The 22,993-nt window shown below is 36.7% G+C and carries 10 protein-coding genes and 1 tRNA gene; 8 read left to right on the top strand and 3 right to left on the bottom strand.

Annotated elements, in window-relative coordinates:
* Positions 1-153 precede the first annotated feature (153 nt).
* Positions 154-2,157, bottom strand: a complete 2,004-nt coding sequence (locus SJY37_RS13970; protein ID WP_298327703.1) for a LamG domain-containing protein — start codon at positions 2,155-2,157, stop codon at positions 154-156.
* A 94-nt stretch (positions 2,158-2,251) separates the two neighbouring features.
* Between SJY37_RS13970 and SJY37_RS13975 the strand changes: the two genes are divergently transcribed.
* Genes SJY37_RS13975 through SJY37_RS13985 form a run of 3 tightly spaced genes read left to right on the top strand, consistent with a single transcriptional unit; the run spans position 2,252 to position 5,996 of the window.
* Positions 2,252-2,770 (top strand): RNA polymerase sigma factor, encoded by a 519-nt coding sequence (locus tag SJY37_RS13975; protein ID WP_298327700.1) that lies wholly within the window; start codon positions 2,252-2,254, stop codon positions 2,768-2,770.
* A gap of 39 nt (positions 2,771-2,809) precedes the next feature.
* A complete protein-coding gene (locus tag SJY37_RS13980; protein WP_298327697.1) occupies positions 2,810-3,709 on the top strand; it encodes a FecR family protein in 900 nt (299 codons plus the stop codon).
* Positions 3,702-5,996 (top strand): TonB-dependent receptor domain-containing protein, encoded by a 2,295-nt coding sequence (locus SJY37_RS13985; RefSeq protein WP_379953242.1) that lies wholly within the window; start codon positions 3,702-3,704, stop codon positions 5,994-5,996. The genes SJY37_RS13980 and SJY37_RS13985 overlap by 8 nt, the downstream gene beginning before the upstream one ends.
* Here the strand turns inward: SJY37_RS13985 and SJY37_RS13990 are convergent.
* Positions 5,993-6,505: an adenine phosphoribosyltransferase gene (locus SJY37_RS13990; RefSeq protein ID WP_298327690.1), complete on the bottom strand. Its 513-nt coding sequence runs from the start codon at positions 6,503-6,505 to the stop codon at positions 5,993-5,995. The two genes, SJY37_RS13985 and SJY37_RS13990, sit on opposite strands and share 4 nt — an antisense overlap.
* 202 nt (positions 6,506-6,707) lie before the next feature.
* On the opposite strand from SJY37_RS13990, the gene SJY37_RS13995 reads away from it, so the two are divergent.
* A tRNA-Arg gene (locus tag SJY37_RS13995) sits at positions 6,708-6,781 on the top strand.
* Positions 6,782-7,654: 873 nt separating this feature from the next.
* Here the strand turns inward: SJY37_RS13995 and SJY37_RS14000 are convergent.
* Complete coding sequence (locus SJY37_RS14000) at positions 7,655-8,296, bottom strand: 4'-phosphopantetheinyl transferase superfamily protein (protein ID WP_298327687.1); 642 nt, start codon at positions 8,294-8,296, stop codon at positions 7,655-7,657.
* A 119-nt stretch (positions 8,297-8,415) separates the two neighbouring features.
* On the opposite strand from SJY37_RS14000, the gene SJY37_RS14005 reads away from it, so the two are divergent.
* The 4 genes from SJY37_RS14005 (at position 8,416) to SJY37_RS14020 (ending at position 22,946) form a co-directional block, all read left to right on the top strand.
* On the top strand, positions 8,416-9,033 hold the full coding sequence (locus tag SJY37_RS14005) for a TetR/AcrR family transcriptional regulator (RefSeq protein WP_298327684.1): 618 nt from the start codon (positions 8,416-8,418) through the stop codon (positions 9,031-9,033).
* A gap of 6 nt (positions 9,034-9,039) precedes the next feature.
* Positions 9,040-13,647: a beta-ketoacyl synthase N-terminal-like domain-containing protein gene (locus tag SJY37_RS14010; protein WP_379953243.1), complete on the top strand. Its 4,608-nt coding sequence runs from the start codon at positions 9,040-9,042 to the stop codon at positions 13,645-13,647.
* Positions 13,595-16,153: an SDR family NAD(P)-dependent oxidoreductase gene (locus SJY37_RS14015; RefSeq protein WP_379953244.1), complete on the top strand. Its 2,559-nt coding sequence runs from the start codon at positions 13,595-13,597 to the stop codon at positions 16,151-16,153. Before SJY37_RS14010 ends, SJY37_RS14015 begins: the two co-directional genes overlap by 53 nt.
* A gap of 61 nt (positions 16,154-16,214) precedes the next feature.
* A complete protein-coding gene (locus SJY37_RS14020) occupies positions 16,215-22,946 on the top strand; it encodes a PfaB family protein (protein WP_379953245.1) in 6,732 nt (2,243 codons plus the stop codon).
* The last annotated feature ends 47 nt before the right edge of the window (positions 22,947-22,993 follow it).

The following is a 22,993-nucleotide window of genomic DNA, read 5'->3' on the forward strand; positions in this document are numbered from 1 at the left end:
GTAGAAAGTGTCTCAATGTTAGATGTAAACTCTAAAATAGCATTCCGCGAGTATCAACTTTATAGTATCACGCTTTCGCGAATGCGTAAAAAACAAAGAAAAGGTTAGCTATACAGCTAGCCTTTTTTTTTATAAAGTCTTGTTTTTAAAGATCTACAGACAAGTATAGCAATCACCTCCTAAAGCAAAGAGTTGTTGTATTTCGGTAGCGTTTAGTGTGTTTTTATACACTCTAAGATCATCTACATGACCTAGGAAATTATGGCCAAGTGTATATTCATTTAATGCGACACTACCTATATCAAGCGTGGAGTTAATTACCTCATTACGCAAGATACCGTCTCTGTAAAGTTTTACAGTATTTGTAGCATCTACGGTAATTGCTAGATGATGCCAGTCTGTATTCATCCAGTCTACATCTACTTCGTTGTTCCAGTCTTCATCTATAATTTCAAAATTATCAGTAAAAAACACTGGTGTATTCAAGGTAGAAACACCTACGGCAAATCCTTCTTGACTTGCATCTGTACCCTTCTGAAATATAATTTCCAAATCTCCAGAGCTTGTGTTTTGCATTTTAAACCAGACACTTATAGAATACTCATCCCCTTGTACAATACTATTTTCTCCAGTAACAGGTATTGTAAATGAATCCTGATTAAAACTAATGGCGCAGTGATCTGATCCATCCCTGTCTACAACACATTCATTTACAGCAGTACTATTTACATAACCTCTCATAAGCTCTACGGGATACTCTGACAAAGGCATATAAATCACAAGATCATTAAGATAATCTTGCGGATTACTACAACAATCTACAACAGTAAGATTGATAAAAATAATTTTAAACTCACTAGCATCACTTAAAAGTGTAGCTCTTATCCATAGCTGTTCTGGACTAGTAGTTGTGGTATAATTAGTAGGATTTGAAATTGCGTTTGTTTGATTGCTAGCATCTTCTTGGGTGCGATAGTAAGCGATGTCTACTTCTGAGGTGTCACAACCTAAAAGTGTTTCTGTAAGATCAAAAGTAGCCTCATCATCTTGGCCATTATCACATACGTTAAGTACGGCACTTACAAAACAATCTAATGGCTCTTGAAAGCAATTTCTTTGAAGCGTCATCACATCATCACCTTTCTCCAGTAATAACGTCTCTTCATCACATTGTGTTACCGTCCAGTTACCTCCTATTTGTGAATTTAAGATAGGCAGATTAAAAAAGCTCAGTCTAACACCAGAGGCAGTTGTAGTAGTACTCCATCCAGCCTCTGCGATTACATTTACGTCAAAATATAAGAGATAATTATTTGCGCCAAAAGAAAATACATAATTACTAAGCGTATCTTCATTATTGTAAGAAGTTATCTGCCAGTAACAATTCATGAGAAAATCATTTACTTCACTCTCTAAACATACATCTTCCTCAAAATGATAGGTGTCATCTTCCTCACAACTCGAAGAAGCTTCTACCAGCGCAGATGATAACGTACTATGGCTTAACATCTCCTCTGTAGTATTATCATGAGCTCTCATGACAATAGGAAAATTTACAGCTGCCACAAGATTATTTTCTTGCATGGTATTTACAAATGATAGTAACTCGCTATCGCTTTGTACACTCACTACATTTGTGACCGTAAATACTGGATCAAAAGTGCTAAAACCGAAAGGATATACAAAATCAACACATTCTATATCTGGGTCATTTTGGGTAGATTGTCCACAAGTTTCTACAAGTTCATTGAAGTCTGACTGTGATGCAACCACAACCTGCTCATGTGTAGACGTTATCACTGTGATAGGAAAATCAATGGTGTAATCGTCTGCATTTCCTTGTTGCTCAAAGTGAGCTGCTACCGTTTCAAAATCGTCCGTGTGATTTACTACAATATCTGCATTATAAATAGTGACAGTAACTGGTAGTACAAGTTCTAAGCAAGATGCTCTATCAATAATATCATCATGAGAACCATCATTAAGAGCAACATTATACATTAATTGCATTAACTGTGCGCTGGCGTTATCCTCTATACCTTCTTGAATTGAGTTTTCTTCAATAAGATCATCTTGACAACCTATTGTCATACACAATAGTGCCAGCAATAATAGTCGCTGTAAATGTCTTAAAAATGAGGATGATATGGTTTGCATATTTTTTTAACGTACTGCAATAATAAAACAACTTTAAAGAAAAAACTCCTACCCCTTTTAAGTTATTATTTACATTTCTCTATTATTGCACTCAATGAAGAAAGAAGATAACAAAGGTGTTTGCCATGAGACTATATATAATAGAGTCTTTAAAGCGCATTCTAAAAATCTCTTTAATTTTCTTTATTACAAATTTGGAAACGAATATAACCCCGAAGATAAAGTACAAGAGGCATTTATCAAGCTCTGGGAAAACTGCGCAAAAGTTTCTGAAGAGAAAGCAAAAAGCTATCTATTTACCATAGCAAACAATCTCACACTTAATGCTTACGCACACCAGAAGGTAGTATTAAAATTTAAAAAGAATACCCCTAAAGGTTATACAAATGAGACTCCAGAATTTGTACTTGAAGAACAAGAGTACCAACAAAAACTTGAACGAGCGATTGCAAATCTCACAGAGGCGCAGCGTACAGCTTTCTTACTTAACCGCGTAGAAGGAAAAAAACACAAAGAAATCGCAGCGCTCTTAGGTATATCTACAAAGGCAGTAGAAAAAAGAATTTATGGAGCTTTAAAAAAATTAAAAGTAGAAATCACAGAGCTCAAGTAGGAAAAACAACAACAACCTTGTTACATATTTAGTAACGCTATGGAAAAAGAACAATTAATACGTAAATGGCTCGATAATGAGCTTACCGAGAGTGAACTTCAAGCATTTAAAAATCTTGAAGAGTACGATCAATACACGCGTATTTCTGATAGCATCAAACATCTAGAGATTCTTACTTATCATGTAGATGAGCAACTTGAGGCGTTACATGCACGTATTGATACTAAAAAATCTAAAGTGATTTCGCTAAAACCTTTTTTACGTATCGCAGCAGTACTTGTCCTATTTGTAGGGGTTTACTATGCGGTATCACTGAGATCTACTAGTGCTGACCATTACACACAAATTGCTCAAAAAGAAACCATCACATTACCCGATAACTCCACAGTGATGCTCAACGCAATGTCTTCTATTTCTTATGATGAAGATACTTGGGAGGCGCAGCGCAATGTATCTCTAAAAGGAGAAGCCTATTTTAAAGTGGCAAAGGGAACTACATTTAATGTTCAAACTACAAATGGAACGGTAACGGTTTTAGGCACGCAGTTTAATATTAAAAATAGAGATGAATACTTTGACGTAGTATGTTATGAAGGTTCTGTAAAAATAACAACCGCAGCACAAGAAGTAATATTAAAAGCTGGAGACCGCTTTCGCGAAAGCGTACTTATAACAGGAACTACAATCACGAGTACTCCAAAATCACCTTCTTGGACTCACAACGAAAGCTCCTTTGAAAAAACTCCTTTAAAAGAAGTAATTGCAGAATTAGAAAGACAATATCAAGTACATGTTGATGTAGATGAAGTATTTGCTCAAGAGCTTTACACTGGAACATTTACACACGAAAATATAGATATTGCTCTCAAATCTATAAGTCTACCTTTTAATTTAACCTATACCAAAGAGGAAAATAAGGTAACTTTAGCTCGTGATTAAAAAAGTTTTCTCAATACTTTTTCCTTTAATATTCTTTTTATTTTTTTCTGACGTAAGATCTCAAGAGAATAATAGCGAGAGAATACCTCTGGTTGCTGTTTTAAAAAGCATCGAGACAAAATACGATGTGAGATTTTCATATGTAGATGAACTCGTTTCCTCCATTAAAATACCACGAATTTCAAACAATAAAACCCTTGATGATGCGCTCCTTTTTATCACAAACTACACAGGCTTTGATTTTGATAAACTTAATAATCGTTTTATAGTTTTAAGAAATCTCAATCTTTCTAGCGAAGTTCAAGAACTCGATAATATTTACATTGCTTCCCTCCTTACTTCTGGAATATCTAAATCTAGCTCTGGTGTTACCATTATAGCTCCAAAGCAATTTGGTATTCTCCCAGGAGTCATAGAGCCAGATGTGCTACAAACAGTCCAAGCACTGCCAGGAATTATAAGCACAGATGAGACCGTATCTGATCTAAATATACGTGGAGGAACAAATGATCAAAACCTGATACTTTGGGATGGAATTAAAATGTATCAGTCTGGACATTTTTTCGGCCTCATATCTGCTTTTAACCCTTATTTGACTAAACGTGTAGAAGTCATAAAAAATGGCACAAGTGCAAGATATGGCGATGGTGTTTCTGGAGTACTCAAAATAGGATTAGAGGACAGCCTTTCTAATGAAAAAAGCGGAAGCATAAGTGCAAATTTATTGCATGTAAAAGGGTTTGCAAGACTACCGCTCACTAAAAAAGCTACATTACTCCTATCTGCTAGAAGATCTCACACAGATATAACTGATACGCCTACATACCGCAGTTATACTAATCGTATTTTTCAAGATACAGATTTAGAAATGAGCGGAAATCTTCCCGTCTCTGCATCAAATATTAATTTCTTCTTTTATGATATTAGTGCAAAGTACATCTACAACATAAGCGATCGCGATTACCTAAGTGTAAGTGCGACCACGCTGTTTAACAAGTTAGAATATGACGAAAATACTACGGCAACAGGAGTCTTTGCTCGCAGTGGTATTGACCAAGGAAACCGTGGTTTAAAGATTAAATATGCAAGACAGTGGAATTCACAATTTAAAACTGATCTTGATTTATATGCCTCAAACTATAACCTAAGGGCACGTAATTTTAATATAGAAAATAACCAGCAACTTGACCAAGAAAACGAAGTTCTTGACTTAAGTCTTACATTAAACACACAGTTAAAGCTAAGCGATAATTTTAAATGGGAAAATGGATATCAATTTACAGAGGTCGGCACTAGAAACCTCGCACAAACTAATAATCCACAATTTTTTAGAAACGAAAAATATGTGACTCGCACTCAAGCGCTATTTACAGAACTTTCTTTCCTCTCAAATAAGAATACCACACAATTCACTGTGGGCTCAAGAGCAAGCTATCTAGAGCGTTTTAAAAAGCTTATTGTAGAACCTAGACTACGTTTTAGTCAGCGGTTTTTGAATTACTTTAAGATAAGTGCTCTTGGTGAGTTTAAAAACCAATCAATTTTTCAAATTATAGATCAGCCCAATGATTTTTTAGGACTTGAACGAAGAAGGTGGGTCGCGGCAAATGACGATAACTTACCTATATTAAGAAGCAAGCAAGCATCTGTAAGCCTAGATTACACTAGAAATAAATGGTTATTAAGTATGGAGGGATATGTAAAAGAAGTTGCAGGAATTTCCTCAAGAAGCCAGGGCTTTCAGAATCAATTTCAGTTTACAAATACCTCAGGCTCTTATGATGTTACGGGGCTTGACTTTCTTGCAAGCAAGCGGTTTAAATCTTTTACCAGTTGGCTCAGTTATTCCTATTCAAAAAACAACTATACTTTTAAAGCACTAAATGAAGGCCGAAGATTTCCAAATAACAAAGACATTAAGCACTCTGTAAGCGCCGGAACTTCATATAGTCTGGAACGTTTTAAACTTTCGCTAGGATTTAATTGGCGCTCTGGAACACCATTTACACGCCCACAAAATCAAAGTGTTCTACAGAATAATCAGATTGATTATGAGAGACCTAACTCTTCATTATCAGATAGCTTTCTGAGGTTTGACATCTCTACCAAATACAATTTCAAAATGCTTAAGAATCATGCTCAAATAGGCGCATCTATCTGGAATCTAATTAATAACGACAATATCCTTAACACCTATTATCTAGTTGATAATGATAATGAAGTGCAGCAAATGACTGTAAAATCACTGGGCTTTACACCAAACCTTAGTTTTCAATATAACTTTTAGTAAGTAATTGCGGCGGCTACGTGCTTTCCAACTAGTTTATCTCTACCCTTTAAGAAGTCTAGCTCGATAAGAAAATTACATTGCACTACCACACCTCCTAGTTGCTCAATAAGAGCTACCACAGCAGCAGCCGTCCCTCCTGTTGCTAAGACATCATCATGCAATAATACTTTATCTCCAGGTTTGATGGCATCATTATGCATCTCTAGAATATCTGTACCGTATTCTAGATCGTACTCCTGTGATATTCTTTCGGAGGGTAATTTATTAGGCTTTCTTACGGGCACAAATCCAGCGTTTAGTCTTTTGGCGAGTAGCGTACCAAAGAAGAAACCTCTAGCCTCTATTCCCACTACAATATCAATATTAGTCTCTGGAACGAGTGTGTATAAAATCTCTTCCGCTTTCGCGAAAGCGTTTGCATCACCCAACAGTGGGGTTATGTCTTTAAAAGTAATTCCTTCTTTAGGAAAATCTTTAATATCTCTTATGTAATCTAAAATTTGCATCTAGTAAAGTTACCATTTTCGATTAAATGCTTTGAGACCGCTATCTTAATTATTAATTCTATTTGTGTAATTATTTGACTTCAAGTTTGATAGGAAAATATTGAAAAATAATTGTAATTTTTTATTGATTTTATTTGTTTAAATGAAACAAACAGTTGTATATTTGCACCCCGAAACGAACGAGTAATTGTTCTTTCAATTAGGCCTCGTGGCGCAACTGAATAGCGCACTTGATTACGGCTCAAGAGGTTACTGGTTTGAATCCAGTCGAGGTCACGAAAAGCTTTGCAAAAAGCACCATAACTGCGCTAATCCTAGGATTAGCGCAGTTTTTTATTTTATATGGTTTCGTTTAATATCATTTAACTGCAAAATGTATGGTAGCAATTGCTACCACAAAGCGTTTCTCACCCACCCAACCATCTTTAATCACTGATTTACAGTATTTTAAATAAATAATTGTAAATTGATCGCTCAATTATAAGTGCTTAAAAAACATGTTCTATCTATTAGTAGATTGTAGGCTTATTAACAAATAAACATCAATAACTCGAATATTATTTCTTAAAGTCAACTCTATAATTAGATTTGAATACATTTGCTATTGCAAACCCTTAACATATTATCATAATGAGCAATACGAACTTCGTACTGAGCAATGCCGATAAGAACATCTTAAAAATGATGTCAAAAGGCATGACCCACTTAGAGATTTCTAAGACACTAACTGCTAACAATGAATCGCCTTCTAGTACCTCTCACATTGAGAAACTAATTATGAAGCTTAAAAAAAGCTACAAAGCTAAAACATCGTTTCAATTAGGTATCCTTCTTTATAAAGATGGATTTTTCAAATAGATTACTTTATTTGATCAAGTAAAAGACGGGAGCTCTGGATATTGAACCTAAGCAATTACCACTTCCCTATTTTAAAGATTTGCACCCATACAGTTTCCTAAATAACTGAATGGGTGACTCATCTTTTTCACTCAGTTTATGACTATAATCTTGAATGATGAGATAGGATAAATTTGAAAAAATTATCTAATTATAATTCTCAAACTAAGATTAAATCACCACCTAGTTGTCATCTTAAATTATTTGGTCTATAAAAGATAATGTCTACACCTAATCCGCTCAAGGTGTTCGTTATTTTAACAGCGTTTCTAGTTCGATAAACTTAACGTTGACGTCCATCTCTTCCTCCATTGCTATGACACCATTAAATTCCGGATTAAATTCGAAGGGCTTAAAGTAATATCGTTGGTCCTTATAAATACCATAGTCTTCAAAAATTTCTAGTCCCTCTAATTCCTTCAACGAGCAATCTACTGTTTTCAGCAAAGCTTCCTTCCTAACCCAATACCAGTAGAATCTATCTAGTGGGCTTTTATTTTGCATAATAATTTTCCACTCTGAATCCCTGAAGAGGTATTTAAATAATTTTAAATCTATATTCTTCCTCTTCTCAATATCGATGCCCACCTGAAAAACGGTACCAAAAATTAAAACTACGTACCCATTACTATGTGATATTGAAAAATTGACATTAGTAAAACTTGGTTTTCCATTATCAGAATACGTGATATTTTCTATTAAAAAACTTGAATATTCACTTTCTAAAATTGCTTTTTTCAATAGTAATCTACCAATCACAAAACTCAAGAAACTTTCTCTCTTCAAATACCTTAATGCTCTATCAACAGTGGATTCAGGTAATTTTTTTAATAATTCCTCATCAGTGAATTGCTGACTGTTTATAGAAAAATTAACAATCCAAATTTCTGCCATTTTATTATTGTTGAAAAACATTTATGATAAAATCCCAATTAGTCTCGTTTATAATTCTTTTTTTTGTGGTACCAATTAATACTTTTTCGGTACCACTTGGTCAAATTTAGGAAAACAATATGATTACCAGAGAACATATCATAGAGATAACAACTCAACTGTATTTAAAAAATGGAGTGAAGTCTGTTACCATGGCAGATATCAGTAAAGAATTGAGTACCTCGAAGCGTACTATCTATAATCACTTTATAGACAAAACTGATTTAATGCAAGCTTGTGTAGAGCAATATCTTGCGGGAATTAGAACTAAAAATGACGATATAATTAATACCTCTAGCTCTGCTATTGAAGCAATGGGTATGATTCAACAACAGATTTTAAAAAGAGCAGATTACAGCAACGCAAACTTTTATAAGGAGGTACTTAAATATTACCCTAGCATATTAAAAGACTCCTATAAAAAGAATGCAGAGTTTGCTTTTCGAGAGTTACTTTATTTATCTAAATGGGGTGTAAAAGATGGTTTATTCAGGAAAGACTTGGACCCAGAAGTTACAATGGCTACAGTTCAAACTCTTTTAAAATTATGCAATAACAACAAAGTTTTTCCATCAGAACATTTTTCTAAAGCTAGACTTACCGAAGGTATCATGGTTGCTTACTTGAGAGGATTATGTACTGACAAAGGTCTTTTGGAAGTTGAAAAGCAAAAGCACCTTTATTTAATTATAGACTAAAAAAATATGGACACTATTAATAGTTCACTCAAAAAAACTCCTGTAGCAATTATTGGCTTATCTGCTATGTTTGCAGATGCAATAAACGTAGAGCAGTTTTGGAATAATATCATCAGTCAGAAAGATAGTATAGTAGATGTTCCTGCATCGCGTTGGAAAATAGAAGATTATTACGATGCAGACCCAATGGTTGCAGATAAAACCTACTGTAAAAAAGGTGGTTTTATTCCTGATGTAGACTTCAATCCAATGGAATTTGGATTGCCTCCTAATATTTTGGAAGTTACAGATGCCTCTCAACTACTAGCCTTAATTGCAGCTAGAGATGCTTTTGAAGACGCTGGTTATGGTAGAGAATCTGAAAAGTTTACAGCGTTATTAAAAGAAAAAACAGGAGTAATTCTAGGTGTTGGTGGTGGACAAAAATTGATTACTCCACTTACTTCAAGATTGCAAGCCCCTATTTGGGAAGCTGCTTTGAGAAGTAGTGGAATAAGCGATACAGACATTCCTCATATTGTAGATAAAATGAAGAAAGCATATATAGGATGGAATGAAAATTCTTTTCCAGGTATGCTAGGAAATGTTATTTCTGGTCGTATTACAAATCGTTTTGATCTAGGAGGTATTAACTCTGTAGTAGATGCTGCTTGTGCCGCATCACTTTCGGCTGTAAAAATGGCTGTTTCTGAGTTAATAGAAGGAAGATGTGATATGATGTTAACAGGAGGAGTCGACACAGACAATTCTCCTTTCATGTATATGTCCTTTTCTAAAACGCCAGCATTCTCTCGTAAGGGAAGTATTCGTCCATTTGATACCGATTCTGACGGTATGTTGATTGGAGAAGGTGTTGGAATGTTAGTCTTAAAAAGATTAGAAGATGCAGAGCGTGATGGAGATAGAATTTATGGTTTGCTTACGGGTGTAGGTTCTTCTAGTGACGGTCGTTATAAATCGGTTTACGCACCACGTCCTCAGGGACAAGCGCTAGCCATGCAACGCGCTTATGATGAGGCAGGTTATGATGCCTCTACCGTAAGACTCATAGAAGGTCATGGTACTGCAACCGGAGCTGGTGATGCTGCCGAATTTGAGTCTATGTCAATGGTTTTTGGTAAAAACAATGCGACAAAAAATAATATCGGGATAGGTTCTGTAAAATCACAAGTAGGACATACTAAAGCTGCTGCAGGCGCAGCTGGAATGATTAAAGCAGCCTTAGCGCTATATCATAAAGTTTTACCTGGCTCTATAAATGTCACAAAGCCGCACGACAAATTTGGAATAGAAAATTCTCCTTTTTATGTAAATTCAGAAACAAGGCCTTGGTTTAAAAATGGTGTTCCTCGTAGAGCGGGATTATCTGCTTTTGGCTTTGGTGGTGTTAATGTCCATTTTGCAATGGAAGAATATGAAAAGAAAACTTCTTTTACAGATAGAATACATCAATCTTTTCATAGTATTTACATAAAAGGAGCAAATATAGAAGACTTATTAACGCATCTTAAAAATGCTCATACTGCGTTAAATAGCAAAGAAGCGAACACTGCATTCTACAATTTAAAAGAAAATTCAAAACAAGGCACAGCAGAGGAAAGTGAAGCCCGTTTAGGTTTTGTAGCCGAGTCTCTCGTTGATTGTATTTCAAAACTTGAAATTGCAATCAAACAATTAGAAAGCAATAAGAATGCTTGGTCTCACCCTAGAGGCGTATTCTTTAGACCTAATGGAATCTCGAGTATTACAAAAGTTGCGTCATTATTCTCAGGTCAAGGTTCGCAGTATGCAAACATGGCAAAAGAAGCTACCAGTAGTTTTGAAAGGATACAACAAACCATTGCAGCTTTTGATGCCAAAAAAGGATATGATTTAGCTAATAAAATATATCCAAAACCTGTATTTACAGAAGAGGACAAAGCTATTTTAGAAAAGAATATCACAAATACTGAGTTTGCACAACCCGCAATCGGAGCTATTAGTTTAGGATATTATAATGTATTCAAAGATGCCGGTTTTGTAAGTGATATGGTCGCTGGACATAGTTTTGGTGAACTCACAGCTCTTTGTGCTTCTGGAGTTATAAGTCAAGATGATTATATGACGCTAGCTATCGCACGTGGAAATGCCATGGCAGGTAAAAATACAAGTGGTGACGCTGGCACAATGCTAGCCGTAAAAGCTTCGGCTTCAGAAATCGAACCATTGATTACCGCTATACCAGATGTCTCTATTGCGAATATCAACTCATCGAGTCAAATAGTTTTAGGAGGTACCACAGAAGGTATTACTAAGGCTAAGACATTATTAGATAGTAAAAAATACCGCTCTATCTTATTACCTGTTTCTGCAGCCTTCCACACAGATTGTGTAGGTCATGCTCAAAAACCATTTGAAAAAAGTATAGAGACTATAGAATTTACTAGTCCTAGCATTCCGGTATACTCAAATTCTACTGGAAATTCTTATCCAACTGAGCCAAGTGAGATTAAGAAAATACTAGGGCAGCATATTTTAAATTCAGTTGACTTTAAGAGCGAGGTCGAAAATATGTATGCTGCAGGAGCTAGAGTTTTTGTTGAGTTTGGACCTAAGTCTATTCTTACAAATCTGGTAAAAGATATACTAGCAGACAAAGAGCATTTTGTAGTTACTACAAATGCAAAAGCAACAAAAGACAGTGATTTACAAATCAGAGAAGCAGCAATACAACTACAAGTACTAGGGTGTAAATTAAATGCAATTGATCGTAATGCACGTCAAGAAAAGAAGCCTGTAATTCAGCCTAAAGTGGCCGTTAAAATTGCAGGAAACAACTATGTGAGTCCAGCAACGCAAAAAGCCTATAAAGATGTATTGAATAATGGGTTTAAAGTAAGTGGCGCCACAGATATTATTAAAACTGAAGAAGAGATTAAGGAAATAGAAGTTATCTCAGAAGTGATAAACGCAGTTCCTACATACACAAGTGAAGAAGATCCTACAGACCAAGAAACAGAAGAAGATATGATGGTAGATGTTATTAAAAGTGCCATAGACGGCATCAAAGAGAATCAATCTAAAACATTAGATATGTTCCAAACCATTTTGATGGAACAAAATAAACAAACCGCACAATTACTAAGTTTATTATCTGGAAACTTTGCCCCAGATGAAAATATTCTAGAAGCTCCTACAGCTCCACTATCTATTGACACTCCAGCTCCTGAGGCTCCTGTGACAAAACCAATTGTGACTCCTACTGCTGTACAACCTACCGTAGTAAACACTGCAGCACCCCCTGCTTCTGCACCTGCAGTAGAAACTGCCGCTCCTGCTACTGGAAACTCAGAAATGCTAGACCTTATGCTAAGCGTTGTAGCAGACAAAACTGGGTATCCTGCAGAAATGTTAGAGCTAAGCATGGATATGGAAGCAGATCTAGGGATAGATTCTATTAAACGTGTGGAGATTTTTGGAGCCATTACAGAGCAATCTGATAAACTATCAGACATCAACCCTAACGACTTAACAGAGCTTAGAACATTACAAGAAATTGTAGATTATATCTCTGCAAAAGCAGGAATAAGTGCAACGTCAACTCCAGTTTCTCCTGCTGTTAAGGAAATAGTAGCAGCTCCTGTTGCTGCCCCAGTAGCACAAGCGACACCAATCGCTGGAAACTCAGAAATGCTAGACCTTATGTTAAGCGTTGTAGCAGACAAAACAGGGTATCCTGCAGAGATGTTAGAATTAAGTATGGATATGGAAGCTGATCTTGGGATCGATTCTATTAAACGTGTGGAGATTTTTGGAGCGATTACTGAGCAATCGGATAAACTATCAGACATAAACCCTAACGACTTAACAGAGCTTAGAACACTGCAAGAAATTGTAGATTATATCTCTACAAAAGCAGGAATAAGTACAACGGCAACTCCCATTACACAAACGGTAAAAGAAGTAGTTACAGCTCCTGTTGCTGCTCCAATAGCGCAAACGACAACAAAAACTTCTAGCAACTCAGAAATGCTAGACCTTATGTTAAGCGTTGTAGCTGATAAAACGGGATATCCTGCAGAGATGCTAGAACTAAGCATGGATATGGAAGCAGATCTAGGGATCGATTCTATAAAACGTGTCGAGATATTTGGAGCAATCACAGAACAGTCAGATAAACTATCAGACATCAACCCTAACGATCTTACTGAGCTTAGAACATTACAAGAAATTGTAGATTATATCTCTGCAAAAGCAGGGATAAGTACAACGGCTGCACCAGTTGAAACACCAGTCACAGCTTCTCAAGAAGTAGTTAGTACCGATTTATTCTCTACTCCTATTGTTGAGACAGCAGCTCCTAGCGAAGGTAATTCAGAAATGCTAGACTTGATGTTAAGCGTAGTCGCAGATAAAACAGGATATCCAGCAGAGATGTTAGAATTAAGCATGGACATGGAAGCAGATCTAGGGATCGATTCTATTAAACGTGTGGAGATATTTGGAGCGATCACAGAGCAATCTGACAAGCTATCAGACATCAATCCTAACGACTTAACAGAGCTCAGAACATTACAAGAAATTGTGGACTACATCTCTGCAAAAGCTGGTATTTCAAGTAAAAAAAAAGCCTGAGCCTAGCGTAACTCAAGATCAGAACAACAAAGTAGGTAAGGAAAATACAGTACAACAAGAATTCTCCTTACCTATTAACTTTCATAGTGTACCAAGAAAATCAATTGGCTTAAAGTTTATTCCTAGAGTTGATGTTTTAGTGCAAGATATTCCTTCTTTACAAGCTGTTGTTATCACAGATGAAGGAGGTCCTCTGACACTTGCTGTAAAAACTAAATTAGAGAGTGAAGGACATCAGGTTATTGTACTTCAATTTGACGTAATTAAAAAGAATGCATCTGTTAAAGATGGAATTTCGATTGCCGAAATAAACGATCAACACATTAAGAACGCTGTAGATACCATCTTAGCCAATAATGAAATTGGCGCTTTTATATATTTACACCCACATTTCACCTTTTCTGGTCATAATTTCACACAACATTTTGCGATAGAACGTACCTTATTAAAAGCCACATTCTTATTGGCAAAGCATTTACAAGCTCCATTAAATGCAACGAGCAAAACACAGCGCACAGCCTTTATGACGGTTTCTCGTTTAGATGGAAAATTTGGGATGGACAAGCGTTCAGATATTTCGATTATAGCAGGCGGATTATCAGGATTAACCAAGTGTATGAACTTAGAATGGTCTCCTGTTTTTTGTAGAGCCATTGATGCACAGCCTGAATTGTCCCCAGAAGAAATTGCAGCTAATCTATTCCAAGAATTACACGATGCAGATGTTCGTTATGTAGATGTAGCCATTAATGAAAAAGGCAGAATGACTTACGAGGTTACTCCTAATGAAGTTGCTGCGACAGATGAATACCAGCAAACGGTTACAGATAAAGATATCTTCTTAGTTGCTGGTGGTGGTAGAGGTGTTACAGCGACCTGCATCAAAGAAATGAACGCAGCTTTTAAATCTAAATTCATCTTATTGGGAAGATCTTCTTTAGATTTTGAATTACCAGCCTATGCCCTAACTGAAAACAATCCTGCCAAGCTTAAGAACGCGATTATGCAGAATCTGAAAGCTAGCGGTGAGAAAGTTTCTATTAAAGGATTAAATAGTCTATTCAAAAAATATGTTGCCAAAAAAGAGATAGAAGAAACCATTGCTACGATCAAAGCAGCTGGTGGAGATGCTATATATGTAGCTGGTGATGTGACGAACTTAACCATCAAGCCAGAATTGCTAAAGATTGAAAAGCAATGGGGTAAAATCACAGGCATCATACACGGTGCTGGTCGATTGGCAGATAAATTGATTCAAGATAAAACAGAAGAAATTTTTGATAATGTCACTTCCGTGAAATTGGACGGTTTATTAAACCTTCTAAAAATGGTTAATATCAATGAATTGAAACATCTCATTATGTTCTCCTCTGTCGCTGGTTTTTATGGAAACGTAGGGCAGTCTGATTATGCAATGGCAAATGAAATATTGAGTACTGCCGCACATTTGTTCAGTACAAACCACCCTAACACTAAAGTTACCGCAATAAACTGGGGAGCTTGGGAAGGCGGAATGGTAAGTCCAGAGCTACAAAAAATGTTTGAAGAGGCTGGTGTTTCTTTAGTAAATCATCCAGGAGGCGCAGCTCGTTTTGTGCAAGAATTAAACGGAGCATATCATAACCAACCTCAAGTGATCATCGGTGGTACATTGCCAGCTGGTATTTCAGATATTTCTGGAGACCTAAAAACGCATACGATTCAACGGAATTTGAGCCTCAAAGAGAATGCATTTTTACAGCATCACGTAATTCAAGGAAGCCCTGTTCTGCCTATGGTGAATGCCACGGCTTGGATGGCAGATTCTTGTGTGAAACTATTTCCAGATTATAAACTGGCAAGCATAGAAGATGTAAAACTCTTCAAAGGAATTGTTTTTGACGGGACTGAAAAAGAGGTGTATTTCACGAAAGTGAAAGAACAATTAAAAACAGCAGACACCATCGTCTGTGAGGTAAGCGTTTACAGTAAAGGAGCAAAACTACCACTCAATCACTATAGAGCTACAGTTACGCTTTCGCGAAAGCGTACTGAAAAACCAACATTCAAAACACCAAAACTAGTTGAGAATAAAATAGACGGAGCTACTTTTTATAAAGATGGTTCGTTATTCCACGGTGCTTTTTACCAAGGCATAGAGGAGGTTATTGCGATGGATGAATCGCAGGTATTATTAAAATGTAAAGCTCCAGCGGTTTCTTATGAAGATCAAGGTCAGTTCCCTAGTACGAGTTTGAATGCATTCTTCTTAGATATTCAATATCAAGGAATGGTGGTTTGGGTACAAAAATATCATAATGGCGCGAATAGCTTGCCATTACAGACTTTAAAAGGGATGGTGTACGGAGAAATTCAAGCTAATAAAAGTTACTTCGTACACATAAAAATTCAAGAAAACACGGAGACTAAAATGATTGCAGACTGTACAGTTTATGACGATAACGAAGATGTTATTTTGTTTACGGAAGGAGCCGGATTAACTGTTTCAAGAGAATTAGTTTGGTAATGGCAAACTGTAGATGCGCATTGCATTGCGCCTCCACAAAAGCCACATCTAACAAGAAATAATGAAAGAAAAAATAGCAATTATCGGTATGTCATCCCTTTTTCCAGGGTCTAAAACACTTCAAGAGTTTTGGAATAACCTAATGGATAAAAAGGACTTAACCGGTATGGCAACAAAAGATGATTTTGGCGCAGACCCAGAATTATTTTATAAAAAAGATAAAGGAACTATAGATAGTTGTTATTCCCTACGTGGTGGATATATACGTGATTATAGTTTTAATAGCGCAGATTTTGGTACTGAGAATTTAGACAGCTTAGACCAAATGTACCAATGGGGATTACAGGTAACAAAAGATGCGTTGATACACGGAGGATACTGGAAAAATGAGGAAGCCTTAGATCGTTGCGGCGTTATTTTTGGGAACTTATCATTTCCCACAAAGTCTTCTCACAAGATTCTTGCGCCTGTCTATACAAAAACACTCGAAAAAGGAATCAAAACACTTTTACAAGAGGACAGTTTTGAAATGCCAGCAACGGAATTTCAGATTCCAGAAAACAATCCTATTGAAGGTGATGTTTCAGAATTAGTGAAGAATACCATTGGTTTAAAAGGAACCAATTTTGACCTAGATGCGGCTTGTGCTTCTTCTTTATATGCTATAAAAATGGCGTGTGATGAGCTGCTAACTGGCAAATCAGATATGATGCTGGCAGGAGCTGTTTGCTCGTCTGATCAATTGTTTATCCATATGGGTTTTTCAATTTTTCACGCCTATGCGGCACACGATAAAAAATACTCGCCGCTAGATAAAGATTCTGCTGGACTCGTATCTTCTGAAGGGGCTGGAATGATTCTATTAAAACGTTTATCTGATGCAGAGCGAGATGGAGATAATATCATAGGTGTTATTTCTGGAATTGGATTATCAAACGATGGCGCAGGTAAATTCTTATTGAGTCCGAACCCAAAAGGTCAAACACTCGCTTATGAAAGAGCGTATAATGGCACCATTAGAAAAGAGGACACTTCTTACATAGAATGCCACGCGACGGGAACGCCGCTGGGTGATGTTACAGAAATCAATTCGCTCGAAACCTTCTTTGGTGACAATCCAGAGAAAGTACGTCTAGGTTCTGTAAAGTCAAATATGGGGCATATGCTTACGGCGGCAGGAATGCCTAGCTTGATGAAGGTATTGCTTTCTATGGAGCATAATAGCATTCCGCCTGGCATTAATATGGAAACGGCGATCCAGTCTGAAAATGGTTGGTTTACACAAGATCAAATCATAGAAGAGCCGCTAGCATGGAAGACAAATTATAAACAAGCGGCAGTCAATTCTTTTGGTTTTGGAGGAACTAATGCACACCTTGTTGTTGAGAGTCATCAAAAAAAGGAAACTAACACACATACGGATGTCTCATTAAAAGAAATGGCCATTACAAGTATGGAAGTTCATTTTGGAGACTGTGATAATTTGGAAACGTTTTATCGATCCATTTTTAATGGGAAACAACACTTCTCTACAATGCCGTCTACGAGATGGAAGGGCTTTGAGAAAAATGACGAACTGCTCACTACGTTTGGTCTAGATACTCAAAATCCTATTAAAGGAAACTTTATAGAGGATTTTGATATGGATTTGATGCGCTATAAAATCCAGCCTAATGAAATCAGTACAATGGAGCCGCAACAGGCGCTTATTTTAAAGGTTGCAGATCAAGCGATTCAAAAATCTAATTTGCAAAGAGGAGAAAACGTAGCCGTACTAATTGCTATGAATCCTGAGCTTGCGATACATCATTATCTAGCGCGTTGGGACAGTCAGTGGCAATTAGACAAAGCGCTGGAAAGTGCGGGTATTGCGCTAGAGGAAACACAGAAAGAAACATTACTTGCCGAGTGTCGCAATATATTATACCAGATAGGCAATGTACAAACGCCTAGTCAGCACACTAGTTTTGTAGGTAATATTATGTCGAGTCGTATTTCTGCTTTATGGGATTTTAATGGACCATCATTTACAATTACAAACGGTGATAACGGTACCACAAGAGCTCTGGAAGTTGCACAAAATATGCTTTCTTTAGGCGAAGTAGATGCTGTGGTTGTGGGAGCCGTCGAGTTTTCTGCGAGTATGGAAGCTGTCTTGTTGCGTAATCTAGTGACTAGTTTAAATCAAAATAAAAAACCTAGCTTATCCTTTAATGCAGATGATTATGGCTGGTTAATAGGAGAAGGAGCCTCTGCGATTATATTGAAAGCAAGTGACCGCATTGATGAGAACGATACAGTCTTTGCAAAAATTGAAGCTATAGGAGATATCGCCACAACAGAGAATATCGCTTTACAAGAGCTTGTAGCTTCTGGTTTTGATCACGAAAACCAATTAGAACAAGAACAGCTATTAGCTATTAATCCTGCCAGTAAAATTGCCTTAGGATCTGTAAAAACAAACATTGGTCATACGTTTGCAGCGGCTGGACTCGCTTCTATTGTAAAAACAGCCTTGTGTGTATATCATCAATTTATTCCAGGAATTCCAAATTGGCAATCGGCGAAAAATGATGCTTTCAAAAACAGTAATTACTACTTCCCTAGCCTATCACGACCTTGGGTTAATGAAACTGAACAGCCCAGACAAGCATTGGTAAATTTGAGTCAACATTCTCGTGTCAAATTATCTGAGTTCACACAACCTAAACCTCACAACATTGACAATTTCTTGGAGAAGCATTTATTTGTTTTAAAAGGAAATACGCCAGCAGAACTTAAGGAACAGTTACAACAACTTAATGAAGACATACTTACTAATGACTTAGCATTTGTTGCACAAGCTTGTTTTGATAAAGCAGCAACCACAAAAGCAACCTACAGTATTGTTCTCATTGCGTCAACCACAAAAACGATAACGCAAGACATCGTTTTTATTGATAAAAAACTCGAGCAATCCTTTGCAGAAAATACAGATATAAAACTACCTAGCGGTTCTTTCTTTAGCCCAAATCCGAGTGGTACAAAAGGAGATTTGGCATTTGTATATCCAGGTTCGGCAACTACTTATGAAGGCTTGGGGCAAGATCTATTTCAGTTTTTTCCTAATCTGCTAAGTGATTTTGAGAATCGTATTCCCAACTTGAAAGACTTCTTTGGCTTAGACTATTTATTCCCAAAAAAGCAAGACAGTACAACGCCTTCGCCCAACATTCAAGGAGATGCCATCTCTATGATGTCTGCAGGAGTATTATACTCGACCTTGTACACGCACATATTGACGACCTATTTTGGTGTACAACCCAAAGCTGCGATGGGCTATTCTATGGGAGAATGTAGCTCTATGTGGTATTCCTTTGGTATTTGGAATCCAGGTGAGGGAACAAAAGTATTCCGCAACTCCCCTATTTTCAAAAACAAGTTTTCTGGTAATCTAGAACTCTTAGCCGAAGAATGGGATATCAGCTCAGAAGAAGCAAAAGCCAGATGGCAAAGTTGGATTTTACTAGAAACTAAAGAAAAAGTAGCAGCCCAAATCTCAGCTTTTGATAAAGTGTCCATCACTTTTGTAAACTCTGAAAAAGAATTAATCGTTTCTGGTGATAAAACCCAGTGTGAAGCATTGATTGCTGCGCTTAATTGTCCATCGGTATTAGTGCCTTTTCAAAATATTATCCATAATGAGTTCTGTAAAAAAGAATACGATGGATTGATCGAAATGCATAATTTCCCATTAGAAAATAAACCAGAAATTGATTTTTACTCTAGCTTAACAGGAGATAAAATCCCTATGGATTCACTCAAAATCGCAGAAAATTCGACAAAAGTGTGCTATAAAACCGTTGATTTTCCCGCTTTCGCGAAAAAAATGTCGAGTAACGGATTTAGCACTTTTGTAGAGCTCGGTCCTAATAGTACCTGTACTGGCTGGATAAAAGATACACTCGATCAGAACAACCACGCAGCTTGTGCTATTGACAAAAAAGGCACGAGTTCGATACAATCACTATACGAGTGTCTAGCGCAACTAATCTCAAACGGAATCGACATTGATTTGAGTTTGCTGTATCCTAACAATAATCAAGAACCCGTCAAAAAACGCTTTACTAAAAAAGTAACAACAGGTGGTACGCCTGTATATGATGTGTTATTATCTGAGGAGATGAGGCAGCAGTTTACCACGATCAAACGAAAAGAAAAAGCAATCTCTGTAGAAACAACTGGAGATGCAAGTATACGCTTTCGCGAAACTAGTCCCGAATTCACTTCGGGAAGCGTAAAACCAAACACTACAACACATAGAGTAGAAAAAATAGCTAGTATGATAGATACAGAACAGCCAGAAACTGCGACTAAAATCGGAGAGAATGGATTGAAATTACAAGATTACAACGACCCAAATCATCTGAAAGATAAGAACATCATTTTCACCAAAGAGGATCTTATTGAATTTTCTGAAGGAAAAATAGGTAATGTTTTTGGAGCAGAATATAATGTCATTGATCAGTACAAAAGGCGAGTAATGTTACCTATGGATCCATATTTATTGGTGAGTAGAGTAACAGGTCTTGATGCAAAGTTAGGAGAATACAAGCCTTCTACAATGCAAACCGAATATGATATCCCATACAATTCTGGCTATGCAACCGATACCCAAATTCCTTGGGCAGTCTCTGTAGAGTCTGGGCAGTGTGATTTAATGTTGATTTCTTATTTAGGGATTGATCTTGAAAATAAAGGAGACTATGTATATCGTTTATTGGATTGTACGCTTACTTTTCTAGATGATTTACCTTTTGAAGGACAAACATTACGCTATGATATATCTATCAATTCATTTGTAAGAAATGGTGGAAACTTGCTGTTTTTCTTTAGCTACGAGTGTTTTGTAGAAGATCGTATGGTCTTAAAAATGACGAACGGTGTTGCTGGTTTCTTTACTGATGAAGAATTGAGTAAAGGAAACGGAGTGGTATACACAGACAGTGAAAAGAAAGCACTGGCAGGTGTAGAAAAGAAAAAATTCATTCCTTTTTTGACCACCAAGAAAACTTCTTTTGACATAGAAGATCTAAGACATCTCATCAATGGAGATGCACATAAATGTTTTGATGATATTTCATATTTCCCTAACGGGAGAAATGAATCTATACGTCTAGCTCCAGAAAAAATGTTGATGCTAGATCGCATTACCAAAGCAGATGTACACGGAGGAGCTTATGGTTTAGGAGAAATTATAGCAGAAAAAGACTTGAGTCCAGACGATTGGTATTTTCCTTGTCACTTTAGAGATGACCAAGTGCTAGCAGGCTCTTTGCAAGCAGAAGGCGGCGGTAACTTATTGCGTTTCTTTATGATGATGCTTGGGTTACAACGTCTCAAAAAAGATGCGCGTTTCCAACCTATTTATGGAGTACAGCAAAAAGTAAGATGTAGAAAAGAGGTAACGCCTAATGATAAAAAACTAGTGTACCGCTTAGTCATTAAGGATATCGGGTTATTGCCAGATCCTTATGTAATAGGAGATTTAGAGATTATTGTAGATGGTGTGATTACCGTACATTTTGAAAATCTAGGATTGCAGTTAAGAGAAAAAGATAATCCAAAATACTTAGAGCAACCTAAAAAAATAACCGAGAATGTACTTTTAAACGAGAATGATATTGAAACGTTTGCTTTAGGTAGACTTGCAGATTGTTTTGGTCCTGAATATGCGGTGTATGATAACAGGTCATTATCGCGCCAACCTAATACCGACTTACAAGTGGTAAGTCGTGTGATTAAAATTGACGGAGAACGTTTTGATTTTTCAAAACCAACAAATATTTGGACAGAATATGATGTACCTCAAGATGTCTGGTATTACAAGCAAAATGCCTCGATGACAATGCCGTATGCGGTATTAATGGAAATCGCTTTACAACCTTGTGGATTACTCGGTGCATATTTAGGAAGTACGCTACAGTTTCCAGACAAGGATTTATACTTTAGAAATCTAGATGGTGATGGAGAAATGTTTGACTTGCCTACCGGCACAGATTTTAGAGGAAAAGTAATTGAAAATAAATCGACTTTAACGTCTTCTACCTCATTAGGAGGTTTTGTGATTCAGAAATACCTTTTTGAAGTATCTGTAGATGGACACGTATTTTATAAAGGATTTTCTTCTTTTGGATTCTTCCCTAAAGAAGCCTTGGCTCAACAAGTAGGTCTTGATAAAGGCGAGGATGTTGCAGCTTGGTATGTGCAAAACAACTTAACAACCAAAGATTACTTCCGAATCAGGCTTGATTCTCTATATGCAAAAATGAAATTGTATAAAGAAAATGATAAAACAAATACCTTCCGCTTAGCCGAAAAACAACTAGATCTATTAGACAGCGGTTTAGTGGTTAAAAATGGAGGAGAATTTGGTAAAGGATATATCCATTGTTCTAAAGCAATTCATACCTACGACTGGTTCTTTACCTGTCATTTTTATTCTGACCCAGTAATGCCAGGATCTTTAGGTGTAGAAGCAATCTCACAAGCGATGCAATTATTTGCATTACAACAAGATTTAGGTAAGGATTTTAAAAATCCGCGTTTTGTGCAAGTAGAGAACAACAAAACCGAATGGAAATACCGTGGTCAAATAAAAGTGAATGTAGAAAATATGCATCTAGAAGTGCATTTTAAAACTATTGAAAAAAGAGGACATACACTGGTATTGATTGCAAATGCATACCTCTGGAATGAAGGAACAAGAATTTACCAATTGACAGATTTGGCCTTGGGCATTCAAGAGGGGTAGGTAAGCGAACATCTCCTCCCGGCCTCCTCTTCAAAGAGGAGGAGCTA

It is taken from the genome of Dokdonia sp. R78006 (assembly GCF_042466145.1).
Taxonomy (GTDB): Bacteria; Bacteroidota; Bacteroidia; order Flavobacteriales; family Flavobacteriaceae; genus Dokdonia.